This is a genomic window from Achromobacter sp. SD115 (assembly GCF_017355315.1).
Taxonomy (GTDB): Bacteria; Pseudomonadota; Gammaproteobacteria; order Burkholderiales; family Burkholderiaceae_B; genus Achromobacter; species Achromobacter xylosoxidans_B.
In genome coordinates, this window is the sequence record NZ_JADIJM010000013.1 from 77,955 (window position 1) to 97,918 (window position 19,964).

Sequence of the window (19,964 nt, forward strand, 5' to 3'; positions counted from 1 at the left end):
GAGGCAGATGAAGGGAGGCCAGTGTAGCGGCCTTCGTCGCTGCAAAAATGTTACAACGTTTGATCGTAGTCAAATCCGCAGGGCAGGGCTCGGGGTAGCGTTTGCGCTTTTCCCGACCAAGGCCGCAGGCGCAAGCCCGGCAGCCGCGGACAGGACGATCAGCGTAGCAAGGACAGGATCGATGACAGACAAGACCACCCCAGCCACCGGACAAGCCATCGCCGAGGCGCCGCGCAAGCGCGCCGCCAGGCGCACCGCCGTCGCGTCCACCAAACCGGTCGCCAAGACGGTGGTCAAGACGGTGGTCAAGACGGTGGTCGCGCCTGTGACCACCAGCCGTAAACCACGCGCGGCCAAGGCCCCCGCGGTTGTTGATCCCATATCCGCGGCAGCCGCCGCCGAGCCGGCTCTCAATGTGCGCAAGCGTGTCGTCGCCCGCCAGGATGCCGCGCGCCAGGAGACCGTGGCGGTCCTGGCCGATATTGCCCGCCGCTACAACGTCAGCGCGCCAGCCCATTCCCGAGAGGCGCTGCGCTCGGTCATCGAGGAGCTGTCGCCGGACGATGCGCAGGCCGTGCACCGCGCGCTGGTGGAAGCCAATTCGGCGGCGCCGCGCGTGCGCCGCAACCCCGACGACGAGCTGGCCGCGGACTGGCGCGAAGGCGTCTATCCCTATCGCCACCGCATGCTGCGCCGTAACTACGAAAAGCAGAAATACAGCCTGCAGGTCGAACTGCTGAAGCTGCAGGCCTGGGTCAAGGCCACCGGCCAGCGCGTCGTGATCCTGTTCGAAGGCCGCGACGCCGCGGGCAAGGGCGGCACCATCAAGCGCATGATGGAACACCTGAATCCGCGCGGCGCGCGCGTGGTCGCCCTGGAGAAGCCGTCCGACACGGAAAAGGGCCAGTGGTACTTCCAGCGTTACGTGCAGCACCTGCCCACCGCGGGCGAGATCGTCATGTTCGACCGCTCCTGGTACAACCGTGCTGGCGTGGAGCGTGTGATGGGTTTCTGCACCCAGAACGAATACCTGGACTTCCTGCGCCAGGTGCCGGACTTTGAGCGCCATCTGGTCAGCAGCGGCATCCATCTGGTCAAGTTCTGGTTCTCGGTCAGCCAGGAAGAACAGCGCCGCCGCTTCCTGCAGCGCAAGGTGCATCCGCTCAAGCAGTGGAAGCTCAGCCCCGTGGACCTGGCCTCGCTGGACAAGTGGGACGACTACACCCGCGCCAAGGAAGCCATGTTCGCGCACACCGATACGGCCGACGCGCCCTGGGTGGTGGTCAAGTCCGATTGCAAGAAGCGCGCGCGGATTAATGCGATGCGCTATGTGCTCAGCCGCCTGCCGTACGAAGGCAAGAGCGGCGATCCCATGATGGCGCTGGATTCGTTGATCGTGGGCCGCGCGCTGTAGCCGTTCAGGCGCCCAGCGCCTTCAGGTTCAGCGTGTAGCTGCGGCCGATCCAGACGGCGCAGTCGCGGTGGTCGCGGATCGAGTCGCCGGTGTTGGGATGCATGAAGACGTCCAGCGCCCCGTGGTGCAGGGTCAGCCAGGTGGCGATCTCCGCGAAATGCTCCGGCGTGAAGGCGATCTGGTAGCTCCACTGGGGATGCGGGCCGACGGGGCGCTCATGGAAGCGCCCCATTTCCATCTTGCCAGCAAAGCGTGCGGTGATCCGTTCGCGCAGCGCGTGCGCCGCGTCGCGGCTGGCGGCGTCGAAATACACATGGGCGTGCCAACTGGCGACATCGCTGGTTTGCAGATCGGTCATTGCTAGTACTCCGTCGATGTCAGCCGCCCGCGCGCTTGGCGCGGATGCCTTGTTTTTGCAGGGTTTCCATGACGCGCTCGCAGTGGTCACCCTGGATTTCGATCACGCCGTCCTTCACCGTTCCGCCCGAGCCGCAGGCGTTGCGCAACTGCTTGCCCAGCGCGTTCAACGCCGCGCCGTCCAGCGCCAGGCCCTTGACCACGGTGACGCTCTTGCCGCCGCGTCCCTTGGTTTCGCGCGATACGCGCGCCACGCCATCGCCGGCGGGAACCGCCTGGGCCTGCTTGCACAGGCATTGCGGCAGCGGCTTGCGGCATTCGGGACACATGCGGCCGCCGTCGGTGGAATAGACCAGGCCGCCTGTAGAACTGCTTTTCATGATGGGCTTGCGAAAGAAGAGTTGATCGTCGTGCGCGCGGGCGGATTTACTTGCCGCGCATCTGGTCTATCAGCCGCCGGTCGCGCTTGGTCGGGCGGCCGGCCTCTATGCCCAGCGCGGGCTCGGGCGCCAGGCGGCGCATTTCCGCGGCGCGCTCCCGCGTCGCCACGCTTTCGGGCGTTTCCTCGTAGAGCTGGCGCGCGACAGGGGCGGGGCCGCGCACGCCGCTGACGCCCATCACCCGCACGTGCAGCGCCGGATCTTCCTTGCGCACCGTGACCAGATCGCCGGGGGCGACCTCGCGCGCGGGCTTGGCTGGCTGGTCGTTCACCAATACCCGGCCCTTGCCGATTTCCTGCACGGCCAGGCTGCGCGTCTTATAGAAGCGCGCGGCCCATAGCCATTTGTCTAGCCGGATCTTGTCCATCGTCCCGTACCTGCCGGATTGCTGCTCAGGTGTCCATGATAGCCGCCGCGGGAAGCCTGCCGGCCCGAGAGGCAGGCGCTTGCTGTCAGATCGCTTTCGCTCACCCTGCCAGAACGCTTAAGCCAGGCTTAAAACGGCCCGTGCGCTGGAACTCGATGCGCGTGCCTCGTCTAACCAGAAACGCGTACTGGAGGGCAATCGGCTCATGGACCTGAACTGGCAGCAGCAACTGGCGGAGAGCGGGCTCTGGCTGGCGCGCGCGTTCGGCGTTTCGGCCATCGCGCTGGTGCTGGTGACGGGCCTGCTTGCGCGCTACACGGACTGGGGACGCAAGTTCTGGCGGCTGGCGTGGCCGTATCTGGACCCCCGGCGCAGCTGGCGGCCTTTGTTGACCTTGGCGCTGCTGCTGTTCCTGGCGATGTTCGCCGTGCGCATGACCGTGCTGTTTTCGTTCTGGTACAACGGCTTCTACAGCGCCTTGCAGGCGCTGGATCAGAGCGCGTTCTGGCGCTTCCTGGGCATCTTCTCGGTGCTGGCCTGTGTGCACGTGGTGCGCACGCTGGCCGACAGCTATGCCGGGCAGGCCTTCGACATCCGCTGGCGCGTGTGGCTCAACGATCGCCTGACCCGCGACTGGCTGGGCGCGGGCGCCTACTACCGCGGCCATTTCGTCGATGCTCCGGTCGACAACCCCGACCAGCGCATCGAGCAGGACATCGCCATGTTCGTGACGGGCTCGCGCACACTGGCGATCGGCGCGCTGAGCGCGGTGGTCTCGCTGGTGGCGTTCACCTCCATCCTTTGGGGCCTGTCCGGCGCCTTGACCCTGGCCGGCGTGGAAATCCCGCGCGCCATGGTGTTCATGGTGTACCTGTACGTGATCGTGGCGACCTTGTTCGCGTTCAAGATCGGGCGGCCGCTGATCAAGCTGAATTTCCTGTCCGAACGGCTGACGGCGAACTTCCGCTACGCGCTGGTCCGTTTGCGCGAAAACGCCGAGAACGTGGCGTTCTATCAAGGCGAGAACGTGGAGCGCGCGACCTTGTGGACGCGTTTTTCCGCCTATATCGCCAACCTGTGGGCGCGCGTGTACCGGGGGCTGAAGTTCGACGGCTTCAACCTGTCGGTGAGCCAGGTGGCCGTGGTGTTTCCTTTCATCCTGCAGGCGCCGCGCTTTTTCAGCGGCGCGATCAAGCTGGGCGACGTCATCCAGACTTCGCAGGCCTTCGGACAGGTGCAGGATTCCCTGTCCTTTTTCCGTACTTCCTACGACACCTTCGCGCAGTACCGCGCCACGCTGGACCGGTTGAACGGTTTTCTGGACGCCAACGAGGCCGCGCGTGCGCTGCCCGCGGTGCAGACCGAACCCTTGTCCGGCGGCCTGGATATCGAAGACATGCAGGTGGCGCGGCCCGACGGCACGGTTCTGCTGCGCGAGCTGAACCTGAGCTTGCGGCCGGGCCAGGCCCTGCTGATCAAGGGACCGTCGGGCAGCGGCAAGACCACTTTGCTGCGCGCGCTGGCGGGCCTGTGGCCTTATGCGCAGGGCTCGGTGCGCCGGCCGCAGGGCGCTTGCGCCTTGTTCCTGTCGCAACGGCCGTATCTGCCCTTGGGCGACCTGCGTGGCGCGGTCGCATATCCGGGGCTGGCGCAACCCGAGGACGATGCGCGCCTGGCCGATGCGTTGCGGCAGGTCAACCTGGGGCATCTGGCCGGCCGGCTGGATGAGGTGGCCGATTGGTCGCGGATCCTGTCCATAGGCGAGCAGCAGCGCGTGGCGTTCGCGCGCGTGCTGTACAACCGGCCCGCCATCGTCTTCCTGGACGAGGCCACGTCAGCCACCGATGAAGGGCTGGAGCATGCGTTGTATGGCCTGCTGCGCGAGGAGCTGCCATCCTGCATGCTGGTCAGCGTGGGGCATCGCAGCACGCTGGACGCGTTCCACACGGACAGGCTGGATCTGGATGGCGCGGGGAATTGGCGGATCGGGCCGATGGTCCGGGCGGGCGGCCAGGTGGAGCGTTTGCGCCCGGCGGACGACGTGTCCGGCGGGCGGCAGCGGGCGGCGGCCTAGTCGGCCACCTGCCGCCCGGCTGCGATCAGGTGCCCACGCGCAGCGGACCGGTCAGCTTGCGCAGCGCGGCGATCACGCTTTGCGCAGTGATGCGGCCGGTCTTGGGATTGGCCGACGGAATGTTCTGGATTTCCATCGAGAACGAGGCCGAGTCGGACACGACTTCGACGCGGTGGAGATTGCGTTCCAGGGAAGGATCGGCCCAGATTTCCAGGGTGGTCTTGTCCGGGCCGATGCCGGCCAGCGACACGCTGACCGCCACGTTCAGGTTGGCCGGAAAGCCCACCGCGGCTTCTCGCGGCGAGCCGCGGAAGATCAGGCGCGGCTCGGTGATGTCCGCGATGTCGATGTTGTTGTCGGTCAGGTAGGGCGCGCCCAGCAGGCCGCGCACCGGCTTGCGGGTGATCATGGTGACGGAATGGATGACGCCTTCGGCCGCGGCGGTAATGGCGTCCAGGCCCAGGATAGCGCCCGAGGGCACCAGGATCTGGCCGTGGTGCTGGCGGGCGAGTTCGATCAGGTCGTCATGGCGCAGCAAGGCGCCGGAACTGAGCACCACCATCTTCTTGCCGGCGCGCAGCACGGGCTCGGCGATGTCGCGGAACACCGCGGCGGGCGCGCATTCCACCACCACGTCGCAGTGCTCGTGCAGCGCGTCGATGGTGGTGTAGGCGGGCGCCGCCTGGGTCCAGGCAAAGGCCGGCGGGGCCTTGGGATCGCGCACCGCCACGGCGGCGAGCGTCAGGCCGGGCAGGCCGGCATCCAGGGATTGCGCCACGGCCTGGCCGATGGCGCCGAAGCCGGCGATGCCGACGCGGTAGCTGTTCATAAGGGTCCAGAGTAGGGCCGCGGCGTGCCGCGGGCGGTTCGGAAGGGGCTGGGCGACTATGCGAGAACGCGGCGCCGGGCTGTCGGCCACTGTAGCCACCGTGCCGGCAGGCGTCAATGCGGAATGGCGACCATGCCCGGCTACACTTTGCGCCTGGATCGACAGGAGTACAGGCATGCATATCCTCCCCGAAGCGCCGGGCGACCGCGACGCGATCTTCGCGCTGACGCAAGCCGCGTTCAAAGACCACCCCCACAGCCAGCAGACCGAGGGCTACATCACCAACGCGCTGCGCGAGGCGGGGGCATTGACGCTGTCGCTGGTGGCGCGGGTGGATGGACGCGTCGCAGGCCACGTCGCGTTCTCTCCGGTGACGGTCAGCGATGGCTCGGCGGACTGGTACGGCCTGGGGCCGGTGGCGGTCCTGCCCGATCTGCAAGGCCAGGGCATCGGCGCGGCCTTGATCCGGGACGGCCTGGAGCGCCTGAAGGCGCTGGGCGCCGCCGGCTGCGTGGTCATGGGGGATCCGGCGTACTACGGGCGATTCGGCTTTGCGCAGATGCCTGGCTTGACCTATCCCGGCGTGCCGCCGGAGTACTTCATGGCCCAGGTGTACACGCGCCCGGCGCAAGGCCAGGTCGCGTATCACCCGGGTTTCGAAGCAACGGCCTAGCCGGCGCGGACGGCGGCAGGCTTGTTTCAAGCGCGCGAGGCGCGCGGATCAGCTGCCTTTCTGCGCCTGCGTCATGTAGTCCACGGTCAGGTTCGACAGCGCGCGCACGCCGTTGATGAGGCCGGACTCATCGACGTAGAAGCGCGGCGAATGGTTGGGCGCGGCCTTCTCGACGTCGGTGCCCTTGGGCGTCACGCCCAGGTAGAAGAACATGCCCGGCACCTTCTCCTGGTAGAAGGAGAAGTCCTCCGACGCGGTGGACTTGGGTTGCAGGCCGTAGTTGCCTTCACCCGCCACGCGCCGCAGCGTCGGACCCATCTGCTCGGTCAGCGCGGGATTGTTGACGGTGGCGTTGTACAGCTCCACCACGCGCACGTCCGCCTTGGCGCCCGCGCTCTGCGCGATCATGTCGGCGGTGCGCGCGATGCGCTGGTGGATGTCCTTCTTCATGCCTTCGTCATAGGTGCGGATGGTGCCCGTCATGGCGACGTTGTCCGGCACGATGTTCATGCGGTTGCCGCCGTGGATCGCGCCCACGGTGATGACGGCCGGCTCCAGCATGCTGTTGATCTGGCGGCTGGGGATGGTCTGCAGGCCCAGGATGATCTGCGAGCTGACCACGATGGGATCGATGCCCGACCAGGGCCGTGCGCCATGGGTTTGCTTGCCGGTGACGTCGATCCAGAACTGGTCGGCGGCGGCCATGGCGGGGCCGCTGCGCCACGATAGTTTGCCCACCGGATACGAACTGGACACGTGCAGGCCGAAGATGGCGTCGACCTTGGGATTTTCCAGCACGCCTTCCTGCACCATCATCTTCGCGCCCCAGATCTTCTTGCCGTCCGGCTCGAAGTCGGCGGGGCTTTCCTCGGCGGGCTGGAAGATGAACTTCACGCTGCCGGGGAGCTGGTCCTTCATGCCGGCCAGCACTTCGGCCGTGGCCATCAGGATGGCGGTGTGGGTGTCGTGGCCGCAGGCATGCATCACGTCCACTTCCTTGCCCAGATAGGTACCCTTGGCCTTGGAGGCGAAGGGCAGGTCCACCTGTTCCTTGACGGGCAGCGCGTCCATGTCGGCGCGCAGCGCCACCACCGGGCCGGGCTTGCCGCCCTTGAGCACGGCGACCACGCCGGTGCCGGCCACGCCCGTCTTCACTTCCATGCCCAGCGCGCGCAGGTGGTCGGCGACCAGCTTGGCGGTGCGGTTTTCCTGGTTGCCCAGTTCGGGGTGTTCATGGATGTCGCGGCGCCAGGCGATGAGCTTGTCCTCGATGGCCTTGGCGCGCTGATCGATCTGCGCGGCGAGCGCGGGATTGGGGGCGGGAACCAGCGGTCCTTGGGTGCCGGGCGCGCTTTGCGCGGCGGCCGGGCCGGACATCAGCAGGTGCGCGGCGAGCGCCAGCGGGGCCAGGCGGAACAGGGGTTTGCGGTAAGGCATGTTTTGCTCTCCTCGTGGTTGTTAACCTGTTATTGGACGAGGATCTTACCGAAGCGCAAGATAGCGGGCGCGTTTGTTACCAACGCTTAAAAACAGGCCGTTTTGATTCCGGCGGATGGAATTCCGCGCGCCGGAATCCGGGGTTCATGCGGTGCGCAGAACGTTCTTCGCGCCGCGTGCGAGGAACAGCAGCAACAGCGCAGCCAGCAGCGCTGCGGCGCCCGCGAAGAGCATGGCGGCATGGAAGCCGCCGGCCAGCGCGGCGACGGCCAATTCGGCCGCGTTGCCGGGCTGGCCGGGCAGCTCATGCAGGGTGATGGCGGCACGCGCCAAGGCCTGCGCGTCGGCCGAGCCCAGCCGCGACAGCGAGGCCGTCAGCGCCTCGATCGCGCGCCCGCTCATCAGCGCGCCCAGCAGCGCGATGCCTATCGTCATGCCGGTCTGGCGCAGCGCGTTCATGGTGGCCGAGGCCATGCCGGAGCGTTCGCGCGGCACCGTGGCCATCACGGCCATGCTGGTCGAGGGAACCGCCAGGCCGGTGCCCAGGCCCAGCAGCACCAGCAGGGCGCCGGACACGGCATACGGCGTGTGGGCCTCGAAGCTGGTCATGCCCAGCATGGCCAGGCCGATGAACGCAAAGCCGGCGATCATCAGGCGGGGCAGGCCGAAGCGCAGGTTGAGCCGGCCGAATACCAGCGATACCAGCCCGGCCGCGGCGAACTGCGGCGCCAGTTGCCAACCGGTGGCCAGCGGCGACAGCCCCCGCACGTGTTGCAGGTAGAGCGAGAAGAAGAACAGGCTGCTGTAGGCGGAAAAGCCCAGCACGAAGGACGCGAAGTTGGTGATGGCGAAGCCGGCGTCGCGGAACAGCCCCAGCGGCAGGATGGGCCGCGCGGCGCGATGCTCGACCCACAGGAAGGCGAGCAGGCCGGTGGCCGCGATGGCGAGCGCAACCGTGGCTTGCGGCGCGGCCCAGCCATATTCGCCGGCAGCGATCAGGCCATAGGTCAACGCGCCCAGCCACAGCACGCTGAGGGCCTGGCCTGCGGGGTCGAAGGCGGCATGTTCGGGATGGGCGCTTTCCGTGATGCTCCAGGCGCCCAGCGCGATGGCCAGCGCGCCCACCGGCAGGTTGATGAGAAAAATGCTCTGCCAGTTGAAGTGGGCCACCAGCACGCCGCCCAGCATGGGGCCCACGATGAGCGAAATCGCATTGCAGGAAGCCCAGATGCCGATGGCCTGGGCGCGTTCCTTGGGATCGGGGAAGGCCTGGGTCAAGAGCGATAGCGCGCCCGGCACCAGCAGGGCGCCGGCCACGCCCTGCACGGCGCGGCCGATCAGCAGCGCCGTCAGGTTGTCCGCCAGGCCGCACAGGGCGGATCCCGCAGTGAACAGCAGCACGCCCGCCAGCCAGGAACGCTTGCGGCCGTAGCGGTCGCCCAGCGGCCCCGCGGACAGCATGAAGGCCGACAGGAACAGGGCGTAGGCGTCCACCACCCATTGCAGTCCGGCCATGTCGATGCGCAGGGCCGCCTGCATGGTGGGCAGGGCCACGTTGACGATGCTGATGTCCAGGATGGTGATGAAGCTGCCCAGGTTGACGGCTAGGACCAGGGCGCGGCGGCGTGCGGGATGCATGGCGGGACGCAGAGTAGGGGAAGCGTTATTCTATTCATCGACCGACCGTCGGTCAATGGAAAGAAGAACGATTCTCAAATTTTGGCCCTGTCCCCGCGCCTCCTCTACACTGGCGCCTTGCTACTGAACCGACCCTGAACGATATGCCTGCTCCCGCCGACCCGTCTGCCTTGCCAGGCCCGGACGCCGCTCCCAAACCCCGCACCAAACCGGCCGCCGTGCGGCTGGACGAGCTGATGGCGGCCGCGGCAGCGCTTTTCATCCAGAAGGGCGTCGAGGCTGCCACCATCAACGAGATCGTGGAGCGCGCGGGCGTGGCCAAGGGCACGTTCTATCACTACTTCACTTCCAAGAACGACATGCTGGCGGCGCTGCGGGCCAAGTTCTCGCAGGGGTTCCTGGACCATATCGACCGCCAGGTGCAAGCCTGTGCGCCGGACGACGGCGTGGCGCGGTTGCGCGCCTGGACCCGGGCGGGTGTCGAGGCCTACTTCGACGGTTATGAACTGCATGACGTGGTGTTCCACGACGCCCAGCATCCCGACCGCGGCGTGGCCGAGAAAAGCGCCGTGCTGGAACAGCTGGAAGCCATTCTGGAGGCGGGCGCGCGCGCCGGCTGCTGGCAGCTGGAAGATGCGGCGCTGACCGCCATCGTGCTTTACCACGGCATGCATGGCGCGGTGGACGCCAGTATTGCGCAGGGCCGGCGCGACGCGCAGGCGCTATCCGGCCCCTTGTCGGCGATGTTCCTGCGCACGCTGGGCGCGGGCTGAGGCCGGCGCCGCCGTGATCGCCGCTATTGCAGCTTGATGCCCAGTTCCTTGATCAGCGGCCCCATGTCGGCGCGGTCGGCCTCGATGGTCGCGGCCAGTTCCTCTGGCGTGCTGCCGATGGGGATCATGCCCAGGGTTTCCATCTGCGCCCGCATCGCGGGTTCTTTCAGGATGTCCGCCACCGATTTCTGGATCAGCGCGACCCGGTCGTCCGGAATGCCGGCGGGCGCCATCAACCCGATCCACGGTTGCGGCGCATAGCCCTTCAGCCCTGATTCCTCCAGCGTGGGCGTGTCGGGCAGGCCGCCGAAGCGTTGCGGGCTGGTGATCGCCAGGGCGCGCAGCCGGCCGCTGTCGATCAGGCCCTTGGAACTCGAAGGCGCGTCCAGGCCGACGTCGAGCTGGCCGCCGATCAGGTCGTTCTGCGTCTTGCCCGATGAGGACGAGGGCACGTACAAGGCCTTGATGCCGGCGCGCCGTGCCGTCTGTTCCCAGACCAGGTGGAACGCGGTGCCGATGGAGAACGAACCGACGCTCAGGTTGCGCGCCTTGCTTTCGCGCACGAAGTCTTCCCAGGTCTTGAGCGGACTGTCCTTGGGCACGATGAAAATGAAGGGCGTGCGGGCGACCAGCGAGATCGGCTTGAGGTCTTTCTGCGTATCGAACGGCAGGCTGTCCACCGCGAAAGGCACGATGGTGACGGACGATGCGACCACCATGCCCAGCGTGTAGCCGTCGGGCGCGGACTTGACCAGCGCGCCGGTGCTGATGATGCCGGAGGCGCCGGGCTTGTTCTCCACCACCACCGGCTGGCCCCAGGCGGCGCCGAGCTTGCTGGCCAGCACGCGCAGCATGACGTCGACGGGACCGCCAGGCGGATTGGAGACGATGATCTTGACGGGCTTGTCGGGATAGGCGGCGGTGGCCGCCAGCGGCGTCAACAGCGCCAGCGCGAGCGCGGTTTGCTTGAACATGGAATTCCCCTTGTTTTGATGTGTTTGAGGCGCGGGCCGAGTGCGCCCGCGCCGATGCGCGTGCGGTCCGCGCTCAGGCCAGGATCTGCATATGCGGAGCCGCCGGCCAGCCGGGGCCGTCGCCGCGGATGAAGGCGATCCATGCCTGCTGCGTGGCCTGGGCCAGTTGCCGCGCCTGCGCAGGCGGCAGTCCGGCAAGCATGGGCGCGTCAGCGTATGCCGGCAGCGTGTCGAAGACGAAGGGCAGCTCGATGCAATGGCAGGCGCCGAAGTTCGCCGTGGGCGCCACATCAAAGCGCGCCAGCCAGGCCTGGCGGCCCTGGGCAGCGGCGTCGCGCGCCCACTGGCGCGATGGCGCGCCGAATACCTCGTCGCCCAGTTCCTGGTCGGACGCATCCCTGCCATTGCCGGGAAAGGCGGCCATTTCGTCGCGGGTATAGCAGACCAGCACGTCGGCGCGGGACGCGGCCTGCTCGAGCGCGGGCGCGATGTCTTGCGGCAGCACCTGGCCGTCCAGCACCGGGGCGAACTGGCTGCGGCTGCTGCCCTCGGCGCGCAGTACTTCGGCCACGGCGGGCGCCTGCTGTGCAGCCAGCAATGCCGTCACGGGCAGTTCGAGCGCGGCCTCCAGGGAGTCGGCGCCCGCGGCCCGCAGGAAGGCTTGCCCCAGTGCGTCGGCTTGCTCCGCGCTGCGAAAGCCCCGGCCCAGCGCCGCGCTTTGCAGGATGGCGCGGGAGAAGCGCGGCTTGCGCGCCAGCATGGCGCAGATCGAGGACGCGCCCGCCGATTGGCCCATGACCGTGAGCCGTTCGGGATCGCCGCCCAGGTCCTGGATGTTGTCCAGCACCCAGGCTATGGCGGCTTCCTGATCCAGCAGGCCCGCGTTGGCAGTCTGGCCAGGCACATACAGCCAGCCCAGCGCGGCCAGCCTGTAGTTGACCGCGACCACCACCAGGTCGCCGCGCAGCGCGAGGTTCGCGCCGTCGTACCAGTCCAGCGCGCCGCCGCCGCTTTGCCAGGCGCCGCCGTGCAGCCACACGACCACCGGCCGCCGTTTGCCGTCGGCGGCCGGCGTCCACACGGTCAGGTGCAGGCAGTCCTCGGATTGTTCGGCGTTGAAGTCACCCATGGCGCCGCGCAGGCGCGAGGGCAATTGCGGCGCGACCGGTCCCGGCCGGGTGGCGTCGAGCTTGCCGTGCCATGCGGCGGGTTGCGGCGGCGCGAAGCGCAGGCGGCCGATTGGCGCCTGCGCATAGGGAATGGCGCTGTAGCGGCAAACGCCGCCTTGCTGCACGCCGGTCAGCGTGCCTGCCTGCAGCGCCGCCTCTACCAACTGACTCATATCCTGCCCCTTGTGTATTGGTCCATGGCCCGGCCGCGGCAGGCGCCGCGGCGGTCGGACTATGGTAGGGAGGAATGAGCCGCGCCAGGCATGCAGGTTTCGAACATTGCCATGCGCAATCCGCATGGCTGGGCTGGGGGCGCGCTTGCTACTTGAGGATGCGCGCGTCCAGGCTGTTGTCCGCCAGGGCCTGGGCCTGGGCGCGTGACATGCCCAGATGGTCGTACAGCGCGTGGAAGTTCTCGTTGACGTAGCCGCCGAAATACGCGGGATCGTCGGAGTTGACGGTGACCTTTACGCCCGCGTCCAGCAGCGACAGGATGTTGTGCTCGCGCATGTGTTCGAACACGCGCAGCCGGGTGTTGGACAGCGGACAGACGGTCAGCGGGATTTGCTCGTCGATCAGGCGCGCGATCAGCGCCGGGTCTTCGGCGGCGCGCACGCCGTGGTCGATGCGCAGCACCTTCAGCAGGTCCAGCGCTTCCCAGATGTATTCGGGCGGCCCTTCTTCGCCCGCGTGCGCGACGCCGGGCAATCCTTCGGCGCGGGCGCGCTCGAACACGCGCTGGAACAGGCGCGGCGGAAAGCCCATTTCACTGCTGTCCAGGCCGACGGCGATGAAGGCGTCGCGGTGGGGCAGCGCGGCTTCCAGCGTGCGCATGGCCTGCTCTTCGGGCAGGTGGCGCAGAAAGCTCAGGATCAGCCCACTGCTCACGCCCAGTTGCTTGCGGCCGTCTGCCAGCGCCTGGCTTATGCCGCCCAGCACCACTTCGAAGGGCACGCCACGGTCGGTGTGGGTCTGCGGATCGAAGAACGGTTCGGTGTGCACCACGTTCTGCTCGCGGCACTTGAGCAGATAGGCCCAGGTCAGGTCGTAGAAATCCTGCTCGGTGCGCAGCACGTCCGCGCCGCGGTAATAGAGGTCCAGGAATTCCTGGAGATTGCCGTAGTCGTAGGCCGCGCGCAGGGACTCGATGTCCGGCCACGGCAGCGCCACGCCGTTGCGCTGCGCCAGCCGGAACAGTAGCTCGGGTTCGAGCGAACCTTCCAGGTGCAGATGCAGTTCCGCCTTGGGCAGTGCGTTGAGCCAGTCGTACATGGGTGCTCCGATCAAGAAAAGTGTTGCCCGTCCAGGATAACGCGCAATGCGCTTGCAGGCTCAGGCCGTCAGCGCGATGGCGTCGGCCTGGATGGCAAGCTGGAGCTGGGCGGCGAAGGCGCGCGCCTGCCGCGTGCTGGGGCGGTCGCGGCGCCAGATGGCGGCCAGCGGCGACTTGCGCAGGACCGGCCTGTCCGGTAGGACCACCAGTTCGCCGCGCGCCTGCCGGATGGCCGCCACGCTGCCGGGCAGCATCCACAGGTACAGGCCGTCCAGCAGCATTTCGCGGCCGAATTCCAGCGACAGGGCGCCGATCATATCCGGAATTTCCAGGCCGGCCTGGCGCAGCGACATTTCCAGTTCGCCGCGGATGCGGCTGCCGGGCAGGGCGGTGATCCAGGGGTAGGCCACGTAATCGGCCAGCGTGGCGCCGGGCAGCAGGGCCAAGGGGTGATGCGTGGCGCAGGCTAGCACCACCGAATCTTCCAGCAGCGTGGTGGAGCGGTAGATCTGCGGATTGACGGTCGACGAGAAGCGGCTGATCAGCACGTCCAGCGCGCCCGCGTCCAGGTCTTCGATCAGCCGTTCATGCGTGCCGATCTCGATAGTGAGCGTGATGCGCGGATAGGCCTGGCGGTAGGCGCGCGCGGCCTCGGCCACCGGCCAGCCCGCGAACATCGAAAAACAGCCTACCGTCAGGCTGCCCTCATCGCCGCGCGAGACCGCGGCGAGGTCGATCTCGGCCTTGCGGAAATCGGTGAGCAGCAGGCGGGCGTGGCGGCACATGGTCTCGCCCAGCGGCGTGCAGGTGGTGCCTTTGGCAGTGCGTTCGAATAGCCGCGCGCCGACCAGCTCCTCGATTTCGGCGATGGCGCGCGACAGGCCGGACTGCGTGCTGTGCAACTGGGCGGCTGCCTTGGACAGGTTGCCCAATTCGGCGACGGTCAGCACGATTTCCAGGTGCCGGATGCGGAGCTTGCCTCGGAACGGTGTCATGGCGCGGGTCGGGAGGGAGATGCCGATTATTCTCCCGCGCTGCGCGCTTGGCAACGCCGGCCGGGATTCGGCCGGCCGGGATTCGGATATAGTTCGCGCCAGGCCGATCATCGCAGGCGCGGCGCGGGTCGCGCGGCCGGCAGAAGAATAGGGACAGCCATGAATGCAGCGGTATGCGGCGCGCGGGGGATGGGCAGGCTCGCCCTGTTGGCGCTGGCCGCGCTGATGCTGAGCGGCTGCGGCGCTTCCAAGGTCGACGGCGTGGCCGTGACCTGGCCGCCCTTCCGGGACGGCACGCTCGCGTCATTGCCTGCCGATCCGGCGCAATGCCCCGATCTGGCCGGCACTTACCGGGCACAGGGCGAGTTCGTCTCGGGCGATCGCGAGGCCGGCGCGTTGCCGGACCTGCGCAATTTCCTGAAGTACCCGCTGGACCTGCCGGGCATGGACGACAATCCGTTGCCGGAATGGCGCTCCGGACCTGAGGCCACTGTGGCCTTCACGGCCGCCGCGGACGGATGGCAGGTGCTGGCGCTGGACGGACAGGGCGCGCGCTCGTCCGGCCATCTGGCGCAGCTGAATGGTGTGCAGGATCCCGCCGCCTTGCCTGGCGCGGCCCGGCCGTCCTGGCCAGACGGCATCCGGCGTGTCAGCGGCTGCAGCCAGGGCCGGCTGTGGGTCAGCGTGCGGCATGATTGGCACCAGTACGAGTCGATGGGTGTGCGGCGCCACGTGGCGCTGTTGCGGCTCGAGAAGGGCGGCCTACTGGTGACGGTACAGCGGGAGTCGGACAGCATTGGCCTCTTGCCCTGGTATTCGAACGAGGGCAGCGTGTACCAATACTGGTTCGCGCCCGTGGGGCGCTGAGCGCGTGTCCTCCACTTTTCCCGCGGCCTGGGCCGCAGTCGATGTGATTGCCTTATGAGCTCAGCAAGTCCTTCCGCCGCCAAGGACCCGCGCGCCCGCTTCATCTTCGGGCCGATGGGCCCGCATGTGCTCGAAATGGTGCTGACCGGCTGGGCCAGCATGCTGGCCGTGTTCGCGGTGGAGTTCCTGTCGCTGCTATACCTGGGCACGCTCCAGGACGAGGCGGTGCTGGGCGCGGTGGGCTTCGGATCGATGACGCAGTTCACCATCATCTCGATCTGCATCGGCGTGACCGTGGGCGGCACGGCCTTGGTGTCGCGCGCGCTGGGGGCCGGGGATGGGCCGCGTGCCCGCGCGCTGGGCGGGGCTGCGCTGGTGCTGATGGCCACGGCCGCGCTCGTGTCCGGCGCGTTGTTCCTGGCCGTGATCGGACCCTACACGGCGGCTATCGACCTGGCAGAGGACGTGCGCGCGCATCTGCTGTCCTATGTGTTCATTACGACCCCGTTCGCGGTCGTGATGGGGGTGGGCATGATGTTGTCCAACCTGCTGCGAGCCGCGGGCCATGGACGCCAGTCCATGTGGGTGCTGCTGGCCGGGACGGCGACGGTCGCGGCGCTGGACCCGCTGGTCATCTTCGTGCTGGACGGCGGCATGGAGGGAGTGGCCTGGGCCGGCGGGGTGGGCCGCCTGGTCACGGTGGCGCTGGGTGCCTGGCTGGTATTCCGCAAGCATCGCCTGGTGGCCTGGCCCGCCGGCGCCGCGCTGCGCGCGCACCTCGCGGCGATCGGGCGGATCGCCCTGCCGGCTGCGCTGACCACGCTGGCCACGCCCGCGGCAGTCATCTTCACCGTGTCTACCTATGCGGGCTTCGGCTCCAGCGTGATGGCGGGCGCGACGGTGGTGGACCGGGTGCTGCAACTGGCCTATGCGCTGTTCTTCGTGTTGCCGGGTGCCATCGGGCCCATCCTTGGGCAGAACCTGGGTGCGGGGCAGTGGGACCGCGTGCAGCAGACGGCGCGCCTGACCACGCGCTGGTCCTTGATCTACGGCTTCTCGGTAGCTGTCCTGCTGGCCCTGTTGGCGCCCTGGATGCCCGACCTGTTCCAGGTGACCGGGCCGGGGCGCGACCTGATCGTCTTCTTCTGCCGCTACGGCAGTTTCGCCTGGGCGCTCAACAGCCTGTATTTCGTTGCCATCGCGGTGTTCAACAACCTGGGCTATGCCACGTACTCCACCGTCATCGGCTGGCTGCGCGCCACCGTGGGCACTTTGCCCTTTGTCTGGCTGGGCGCGCACTACGGCGGCCCGGAGGGTGTGCTGGCGGGACAGACGGCGGGCTTCGCCTTGTTCAGCCTGATCGCCATGCTGCTGTGCCGGCGCGTGCTGCGCGCGCCGCCGGCGAACAGCGCGGTGGGCGTGAGGCAAGCCGCCTAGGGACGGCGCGAAGTTGCTTTCAGGCTGGCTTGGCCCGTGGGCGCGGCCCTGCAGGCGGACTGGCCCTGCGATGCGTTCGATTTTGACGGCCGGTCGCGGTACGATCCCGGCTGACTTCGATTTTTCAGGATAGCCATGCGTCAGCGTTCCGTACGCCTTCGAATCGACTCCTTCTCCCGCGTGCTGCTGGCCGCGGCGTTTACTGCCGCCGCCGCAGGCGCCGCGCAGGCGCAGGGGCCTGCTTCCGCCACCGGCTCGCGCGCCCAGCCCGCTGTGCCGGTCCAGACCCTGCCCGCCCTGACGCCCAAGCGCAGCTTCGACGATGCGCCCGCGCCTGGCAGCAATGCGCCGGCGGCTTCGGTTGACGACCGGGCCGGCCAGACGCTGCCTCCCAGGTCGGCCGCGCCTGCGCCGGCAACCTTGCCTGCGCCCGCAACCTTGCCCGCGCCCGCAGCGGCCCCGGCAGCGGCCGCTCCGGCGGCGACCGCCGCTCCCGCCGCCGCCGCTGCGCCGGCTGCTGCCGCCGCGCCGGCCGCCACCGCCACCCCCGCTCCCACGGTCATCATCCCGACCGAACTCGACACCAAGGCCTGCATCGCCAAGCTGCGCAAGGGCGCCACGGCCAACGGCCTGACCGTGGCGGACTGGGACAAGTACACCGCCAACGCCAAGCTGCTGCCCACCACGGTCGCATCCGCCAAGGGCCAGCCCGAAGGGCGCGAAGCCTGGTGGGATTACATCGCCAAGACCGTGGACGAAGAGCGCGTGCGCGACGGCCTCGCGGTGCTTGCCAAATACGGTCCGCAGTTGTCGGCCATCAGCCAGCAGTATCAGGTCGACCCGGCGACGCTGGTCGCCATCTTCGGCATCGAAACCAACTACGGCCGCCAGGTCGGCAAGACCAATGTGCTGGACGCCTGGCTGACGCGCGCCTGCACCGAGAACAAGCAGTTGTGGGAAAAGAACGCCTACGCCTCGGTGCGCCTGCTGCGTGATGGCGTGGTGCCGGCGGATAATTTTATCGGCTCCTGGAGCGGCGCCTTCGGCATGACGCAGTTCATCCCGACCTCGTTCTATGAACTGGCCGCCGACGGCGACGGCAACGGCAAGATCGACCTGTACAACTCGTTGCCCGATGCGCTGGCCTCCACCGCCAACCACCTGCGCAAGCGCCGCGCCAAATGGACCCACAACCTGCCGGCCGTGATTGAAGTGCGCGTGCCGGCCGAGCTGGCCGCCGCCATCCCGGCCTCGCCCGACGCGGAATACGTGGGCTCGCAGGACCGCCGCACGATTGCCCAGTGGGCCCAGGCCGGCCTGAAGCAGGGCAACGGCTCGGCGCTGAAGCTGCCCTCGGGCAACGAAGAGCAGGCCTATCTGTTCGCGCCCACCGGCTCCGCCGGCCCGGTGTTCCTGGCCACCGTGAACTTCGACGCCATCCTGCATTACAACCAGTCGCGCCGCTATGGCCTGGCGGTGTCGATGCTGCTCAACCGCCTGCAAGGCGGTCCGGACCTGGTCGCGGCCTGGCCCACGGACGATCCGGGGCTGTCGCGCGCGCAGATCAAGGAACTGCAGGAGATGCTCTATGGCCTGGGCCATGACGTAGGCGTGGCCGATGGCATCCCGGGCAGCAAGACCCGCGATGCTGTGCGCGAAGAACAGGTCAAGCGCAAGCTGCCCGAGGACGGCCGCGTGGGCAAGCGCATTTACGATGCGATCAAGGCCACCTGGCCGCCCGCGGCGATCCAGGCCCGCCCGGCGGCCCAGCAATGACAGGAGCTTCCGGCACGCAGGGCTATGGCGAAAACGCCGCAGCCCTGGCAGACCAGTACGAGAGCATTGCATTCGCGGACGTGCACCGCGACGTGGCGCACCTGATCCCCTCGGCGCCGTCGCGCATCGCCGACATAGGCGCGGGGTCAGGGCGCGACGCCGCCGCGCTGGCGCGGATGGGCCATGCGGTGGTTGCGGCCGAACCCACGCCCGAACTCCGCCAGGAGGGTCAGCGCCGTCATGCGCTGCCCAACCTGGAGTGGGTCGACGACGCCTTGCCGGACCTGGCCGTGCTGCGCGGGCAGGGCCAGTTGTTCGACGTGATCATGCTGACGGCCGTTTGGATGCACCTGGACACCGACGAACGCCGCCAGGGCATGCAGGCGCTGGCCGCGCTGCTGGCGCCGCAGGGCCAGATCCTGATGTCGCTGCGGCACGGTCCGGTGCCGCAAGGACGCCGCATGTTCGACGTGTCCGCGCAGGAAACGATCGCGCTGGCAGCCGGCCACGGCTTGTCTTCGCACCATCTCAGTTCACGCGAAGACATGCTGGACCGCGCCGACGTGCGCTGGAGTTTCCTGGGCCTGCGCCGCGACTGAAGCCGGATCCCGGGCCGGCCTCGGCCCGGGGGATTCGTCCATCGGACGATGGGCTGGCGGGCCGGCCGCCGGTATCATGTCCAGCATCCCGTCCCTTCCGCCCGCCATGCCTGCCGCGCTACTCCCCGATACCTTCCAGACCGCCAGGCTGCACGCCCGGCGCATGGATGACACGCATATTTCCTTCATTGCCGCCATGCATGCGGACGAACGCCTCATGGCTACCATGGGCGGCACCCGGACGGAGTCGGCCAGCCGCCGCTATCTATTGCAGAACGTCGAGCATTGGGCCGAGCAAGGCTTCGGGATGTATGTGCTGACTGACCGCGCCAGCGGCCTGCTGGCGGGGCGGGCAGGCCTGAAGCGTACCCAGTCGCGGGGCCGCGACGAGGTCGAGGTGGCCTATGCCTTCCTGCCCGCGAGCTGGGGCAAGGGATACGCCACGGAAATCGCCCAGGCGCTGCTGTCGCTGGGGTTCAAGCGACTGTCGGTGGACGCGCTGGCCGCCGTGGCGTTGGAAGAGAACGCGGCGTCCTGCCGGGTGCTGGAAAAATGCGGCATGCGCCAGATCGGCGGCGCGGGCGCGGGCGGCGCCGGCAAGCGCCACTACGAAATCCGCCGCGCCGAATGGCCGCTGCCGGCCGCGGACGCTGCTCCCGGCATCGGCGCTAAGATTCGGGTATGAGCACCAAGCAGATCCCCGTCGACGACCCGCAGCCCGTTCCACCCGAAGCGCCCGCGCCCGAAGAGTGTTGCAACAGCGGCTGCATACCCTGCGTCTATGACACCTATAACGAAGCCATGGACGACTACCGGGAAGCGCTGAAAGCCTGGCGGGCCAGGCATCCGGAGCAATCCAAGGGCTAGGCGCC

General features: G+C 68.3%; 20 protein-coding genes. 10 read left to right on the plus strand and 10 right to left on the minus strand.

Annotated elements, in window-relative coordinates:
- The first annotated feature begins 181 nt into the window (after nucleotides 1-181).
- Nucleotides 182-1,414 (plus strand): polyphosphate kinase 2, encoded by a 1,233-nt coding sequence (gene ppk2 / locus IPU70_RS18950; RefSeq protein ID WP_207469346.1) that lies wholly within the window; start codon nucleotides 182-184, stop codon nucleotides 1,412-1,414.
- Between the two features lie 4 nt (nucleotides 1,415-1,418).
- Here ppk2 and IPU70_RS18955 read toward each other — a convergent pair whose 3' ends face one another.
- Genes IPU70_RS18955 through IPU70_RS18965 form a run of 3 tightly spaced genes read right to left on the minus strand, consistent with a single transcriptional unit; the run spans nucleotide 1,419 to nucleotide 2,578 of the window.
- Entirely contained in the window at nucleotides 1,419-1,772 is a 354-nt protein-coding gene (locus tag IPU70_RS18955; protein ID WP_207469348.1) for a DOPA 4,5-dioxygenase family protein, read from the minus strand.
- Between the two features lie 19 nt (nucleotides 1,773-1,791).
- A complete protein-coding gene (locus tag IPU70_RS18960; protein ID WP_207469351.1) occupies nucleotides 1,792-2,151 on the minus strand; it encodes a translation initiation factor Sui1 in 360 nt (119 codons plus the stop codon).
- 46 nt (nucleotides 2,152-2,197) lie between these two features.
- Complete coding sequence (locus IPU70_RS18965; protein ID WP_207469353.1) at nucleotides 2,198-2,578, minus strand: RNA-binding S4 domain-containing protein; 381 nt, start codon at nucleotides 2,576-2,578, stop codon at nucleotides 2,198-2,200.
- 205 nt (nucleotides 2,579-2,783) lie between these two features.
- Here IPU70_RS18965 and IPU70_RS18970 point away from each other — a divergent pair, with 205 nt between their 5' ends.
- Nucleotides 2,784-4,652 (plus strand): ABC transporter ATP-binding protein/permease, encoded by a 1,869-nt coding sequence (locus IPU70_RS18970; RefSeq protein WP_207469354.1) that lies wholly within the window; start codon nucleotides 2,784-2,786, stop codon nucleotides 4,650-4,652.
- Between the two features lie 25 nt (nucleotides 4,653-4,677).
- Here the strand turns inward: IPU70_RS18970 and IPU70_RS18975 are convergent, their stop codons facing one another.
- Nucleotides 4,678-5,481 (minus strand): aspartate dehydrogenase, encoded by an 804-nt coding sequence (locus IPU70_RS18975; protein ID WP_207469355.1) that lies wholly within the window; start codon nucleotides 5,479-5,481, stop codon nucleotides 4,678-4,680.
- Between the two features lie 175 nt (nucleotides 5,482-5,656).
- Here IPU70_RS18975 and IPU70_RS18980 point away from each other — a divergent pair, with 175 nt between their 5' ends.
- On the plus strand, nucleotides 5,657-6,154 hold the full coding sequence (locus tag IPU70_RS18980; RefSeq protein ID WP_207469356.1) for a GNAT family N-acetyltransferase: 498 nt from the start codon (nucleotides 5,657-5,659) through the stop codon (nucleotides 6,152-6,154).
- Nucleotides 6,155-6,202: 48 nt separating this feature from the next.
- Here the strand turns inward: IPU70_RS18980 and IPU70_RS18985 are convergent, their stop codons facing one another.
- Together IPU70_RS18985 and IPU70_RS18990 are read right to left on the minus strand one after the other, a co-directional pair.
- Nucleotides 6,203-7,591 (minus strand): amidohydrolase, encoded by a 1,389-nt coding sequence (locus IPU70_RS18985; protein WP_013394911.1) that lies wholly within the window; start codon nucleotides 7,589-7,591, stop codon nucleotides 6,203-6,205.
- A 144-nt stretch (nucleotides 7,592-7,735) separates the two neighbouring features.
- The gene (locus tag IPU70_RS18990; protein ID WP_207469357.1) at nucleotides 7,736-9,229 is read right to left on the minus strand and encodes an MFS transporter; all 1,494 of its coding nucleotides are present in this window, start codon (nucleotides 9,227-9,229) and stop codon (nucleotides 7,736-7,738) included.
- 143 nt (nucleotides 9,230-9,372) lie between these two features.
- On the opposite strand from IPU70_RS18990, the gene IPU70_RS18995 reads away from it, so the two are divergent.
- Complete coding sequence (locus IPU70_RS18995) at nucleotides 9,373-10,002, plus strand: TetR/AcrR family transcriptional regulator (RefSeq protein ID WP_207469358.1); 630 nt, start codon at nucleotides 9,373-9,375, stop codon at nucleotides 10,000-10,002.
- Between the two features lie 23 nt (nucleotides 10,003-10,025).
- Here the strand turns inward: IPU70_RS18995 and IPU70_RS19000 are convergent, their stop codons facing one another.
- The 4 genes from IPU70_RS19000 to IPU70_RS19015 form a co-directional block, all read right to left on the minus strand.
- Entirely contained in the window at nucleotides 10,026-10,976 is a 951-nt protein-coding gene (locus IPU70_RS19000) for a tripartite tricarboxylate transporter substrate binding protein (protein WP_207469359.1), read from the minus strand.
- 73 nt (nucleotides 10,977-11,049) lie between these two features.
- On the minus strand, nucleotides 11,050-12,318 hold the full coding sequence (locus tag IPU70_RS19005; RefSeq protein WP_207469360.1) for a carboxylesterase family protein: 1,269 nt from the start codon (nucleotides 12,316-12,318) through the stop codon (nucleotides 11,050-11,052).
- 148 nt (nucleotides 12,319-12,466) lie between these two features.
- Nucleotides 12,467-13,417: an adenosine deaminase gene (locus IPU70_RS19010; RefSeq protein ID WP_207469361.1), complete on the minus strand. Its 951-nt coding sequence runs from the start codon at nucleotides 13,415-13,417 to the stop codon at nucleotides 12,467-12,469.
- 60 nt (nucleotides 13,418-13,477) lie between these two features.
- Nucleotides 13,478-14,413: a LysR family transcriptional regulator gene (locus IPU70_RS19015; protein ID WP_207469363.1), complete on the minus strand. Its 936-nt coding sequence runs from the start codon at nucleotides 14,411-14,413 to the stop codon at nucleotides 13,478-13,480.
- A 159-nt stretch (nucleotides 14,414-14,572) separates the two neighbouring features.
- Between IPU70_RS19015 and IPU70_RS19020 the strand changes: the two genes are divergently transcribed.
- From IPU70_RS19020 to IPU70_RS19045, 6 genes are all read left to right on the plus strand, one after another.
- A complete protein-coding gene (locus IPU70_RS19020) occupies nucleotides 14,573-15,280 on the plus strand; it encodes a hypothetical protein (protein WP_242702586.1) in 708 nt (235 codons plus the stop codon).
- Between the two features lie 54 nt (nucleotides 15,281-15,334).
- Nucleotides 15,335-16,717: an MATE family efflux transporter gene (locus tag IPU70_RS19025; RefSeq protein WP_207469364.1), complete on the plus strand. Its 1,383-nt coding sequence runs from the start codon at nucleotides 15,335-15,337 to the stop codon at nucleotides 16,715-16,717.
- Between the two features lie 135 nt (nucleotides 16,718-16,852).
- Complete coding sequence (locus tag IPU70_RS19030) at nucleotides 16,853-18,493, plus strand: lytic murein transglycosylase (RefSeq protein ID WP_207469366.1); 1,641 nt, start codon at nucleotides 16,853-16,855, stop codon at nucleotides 18,491-18,493.
- Complete coding sequence (locus IPU70_RS19035; RefSeq protein ID WP_207469367.1) at nucleotides 18,490-19,092, plus strand: bifunctional 2-polyprenyl-6-hydroxyphenol methylase/3-demethylubiquinol 3-O-methyltransferase UbiG; 603 nt, start codon at nucleotides 18,490-18,492, stop codon at nucleotides 19,090-19,092. The genes IPU70_RS19030 and IPU70_RS19035 overlap by 4 nt, the downstream gene beginning before the upstream one ends.
- Before the next feature lie 76 nt (nucleotides 19,093-19,168).
- Complete coding sequence (locus tag IPU70_RS19040; RefSeq protein ID WP_207469368.1) at nucleotides 19,169-19,777, plus strand: GNAT family N-acetyltransferase; 609 nt, start codon at nucleotides 19,169-19,171, stop codon at nucleotides 19,775-19,777.
- Entirely contained in the window at nucleotides 19,774-19,959 is a 186-nt protein-coding gene (locus IPU70_RS19045) for an oxidoreductase-like domain-containing protein (protein WP_013394899.1), read from the plus strand. Before IPU70_RS19040 ends, IPU70_RS19045 begins: the two co-directional genes overlap by 4 nt.
- Nucleotides 19,960-19,964 lie beyond the last annotated feature (5 nt).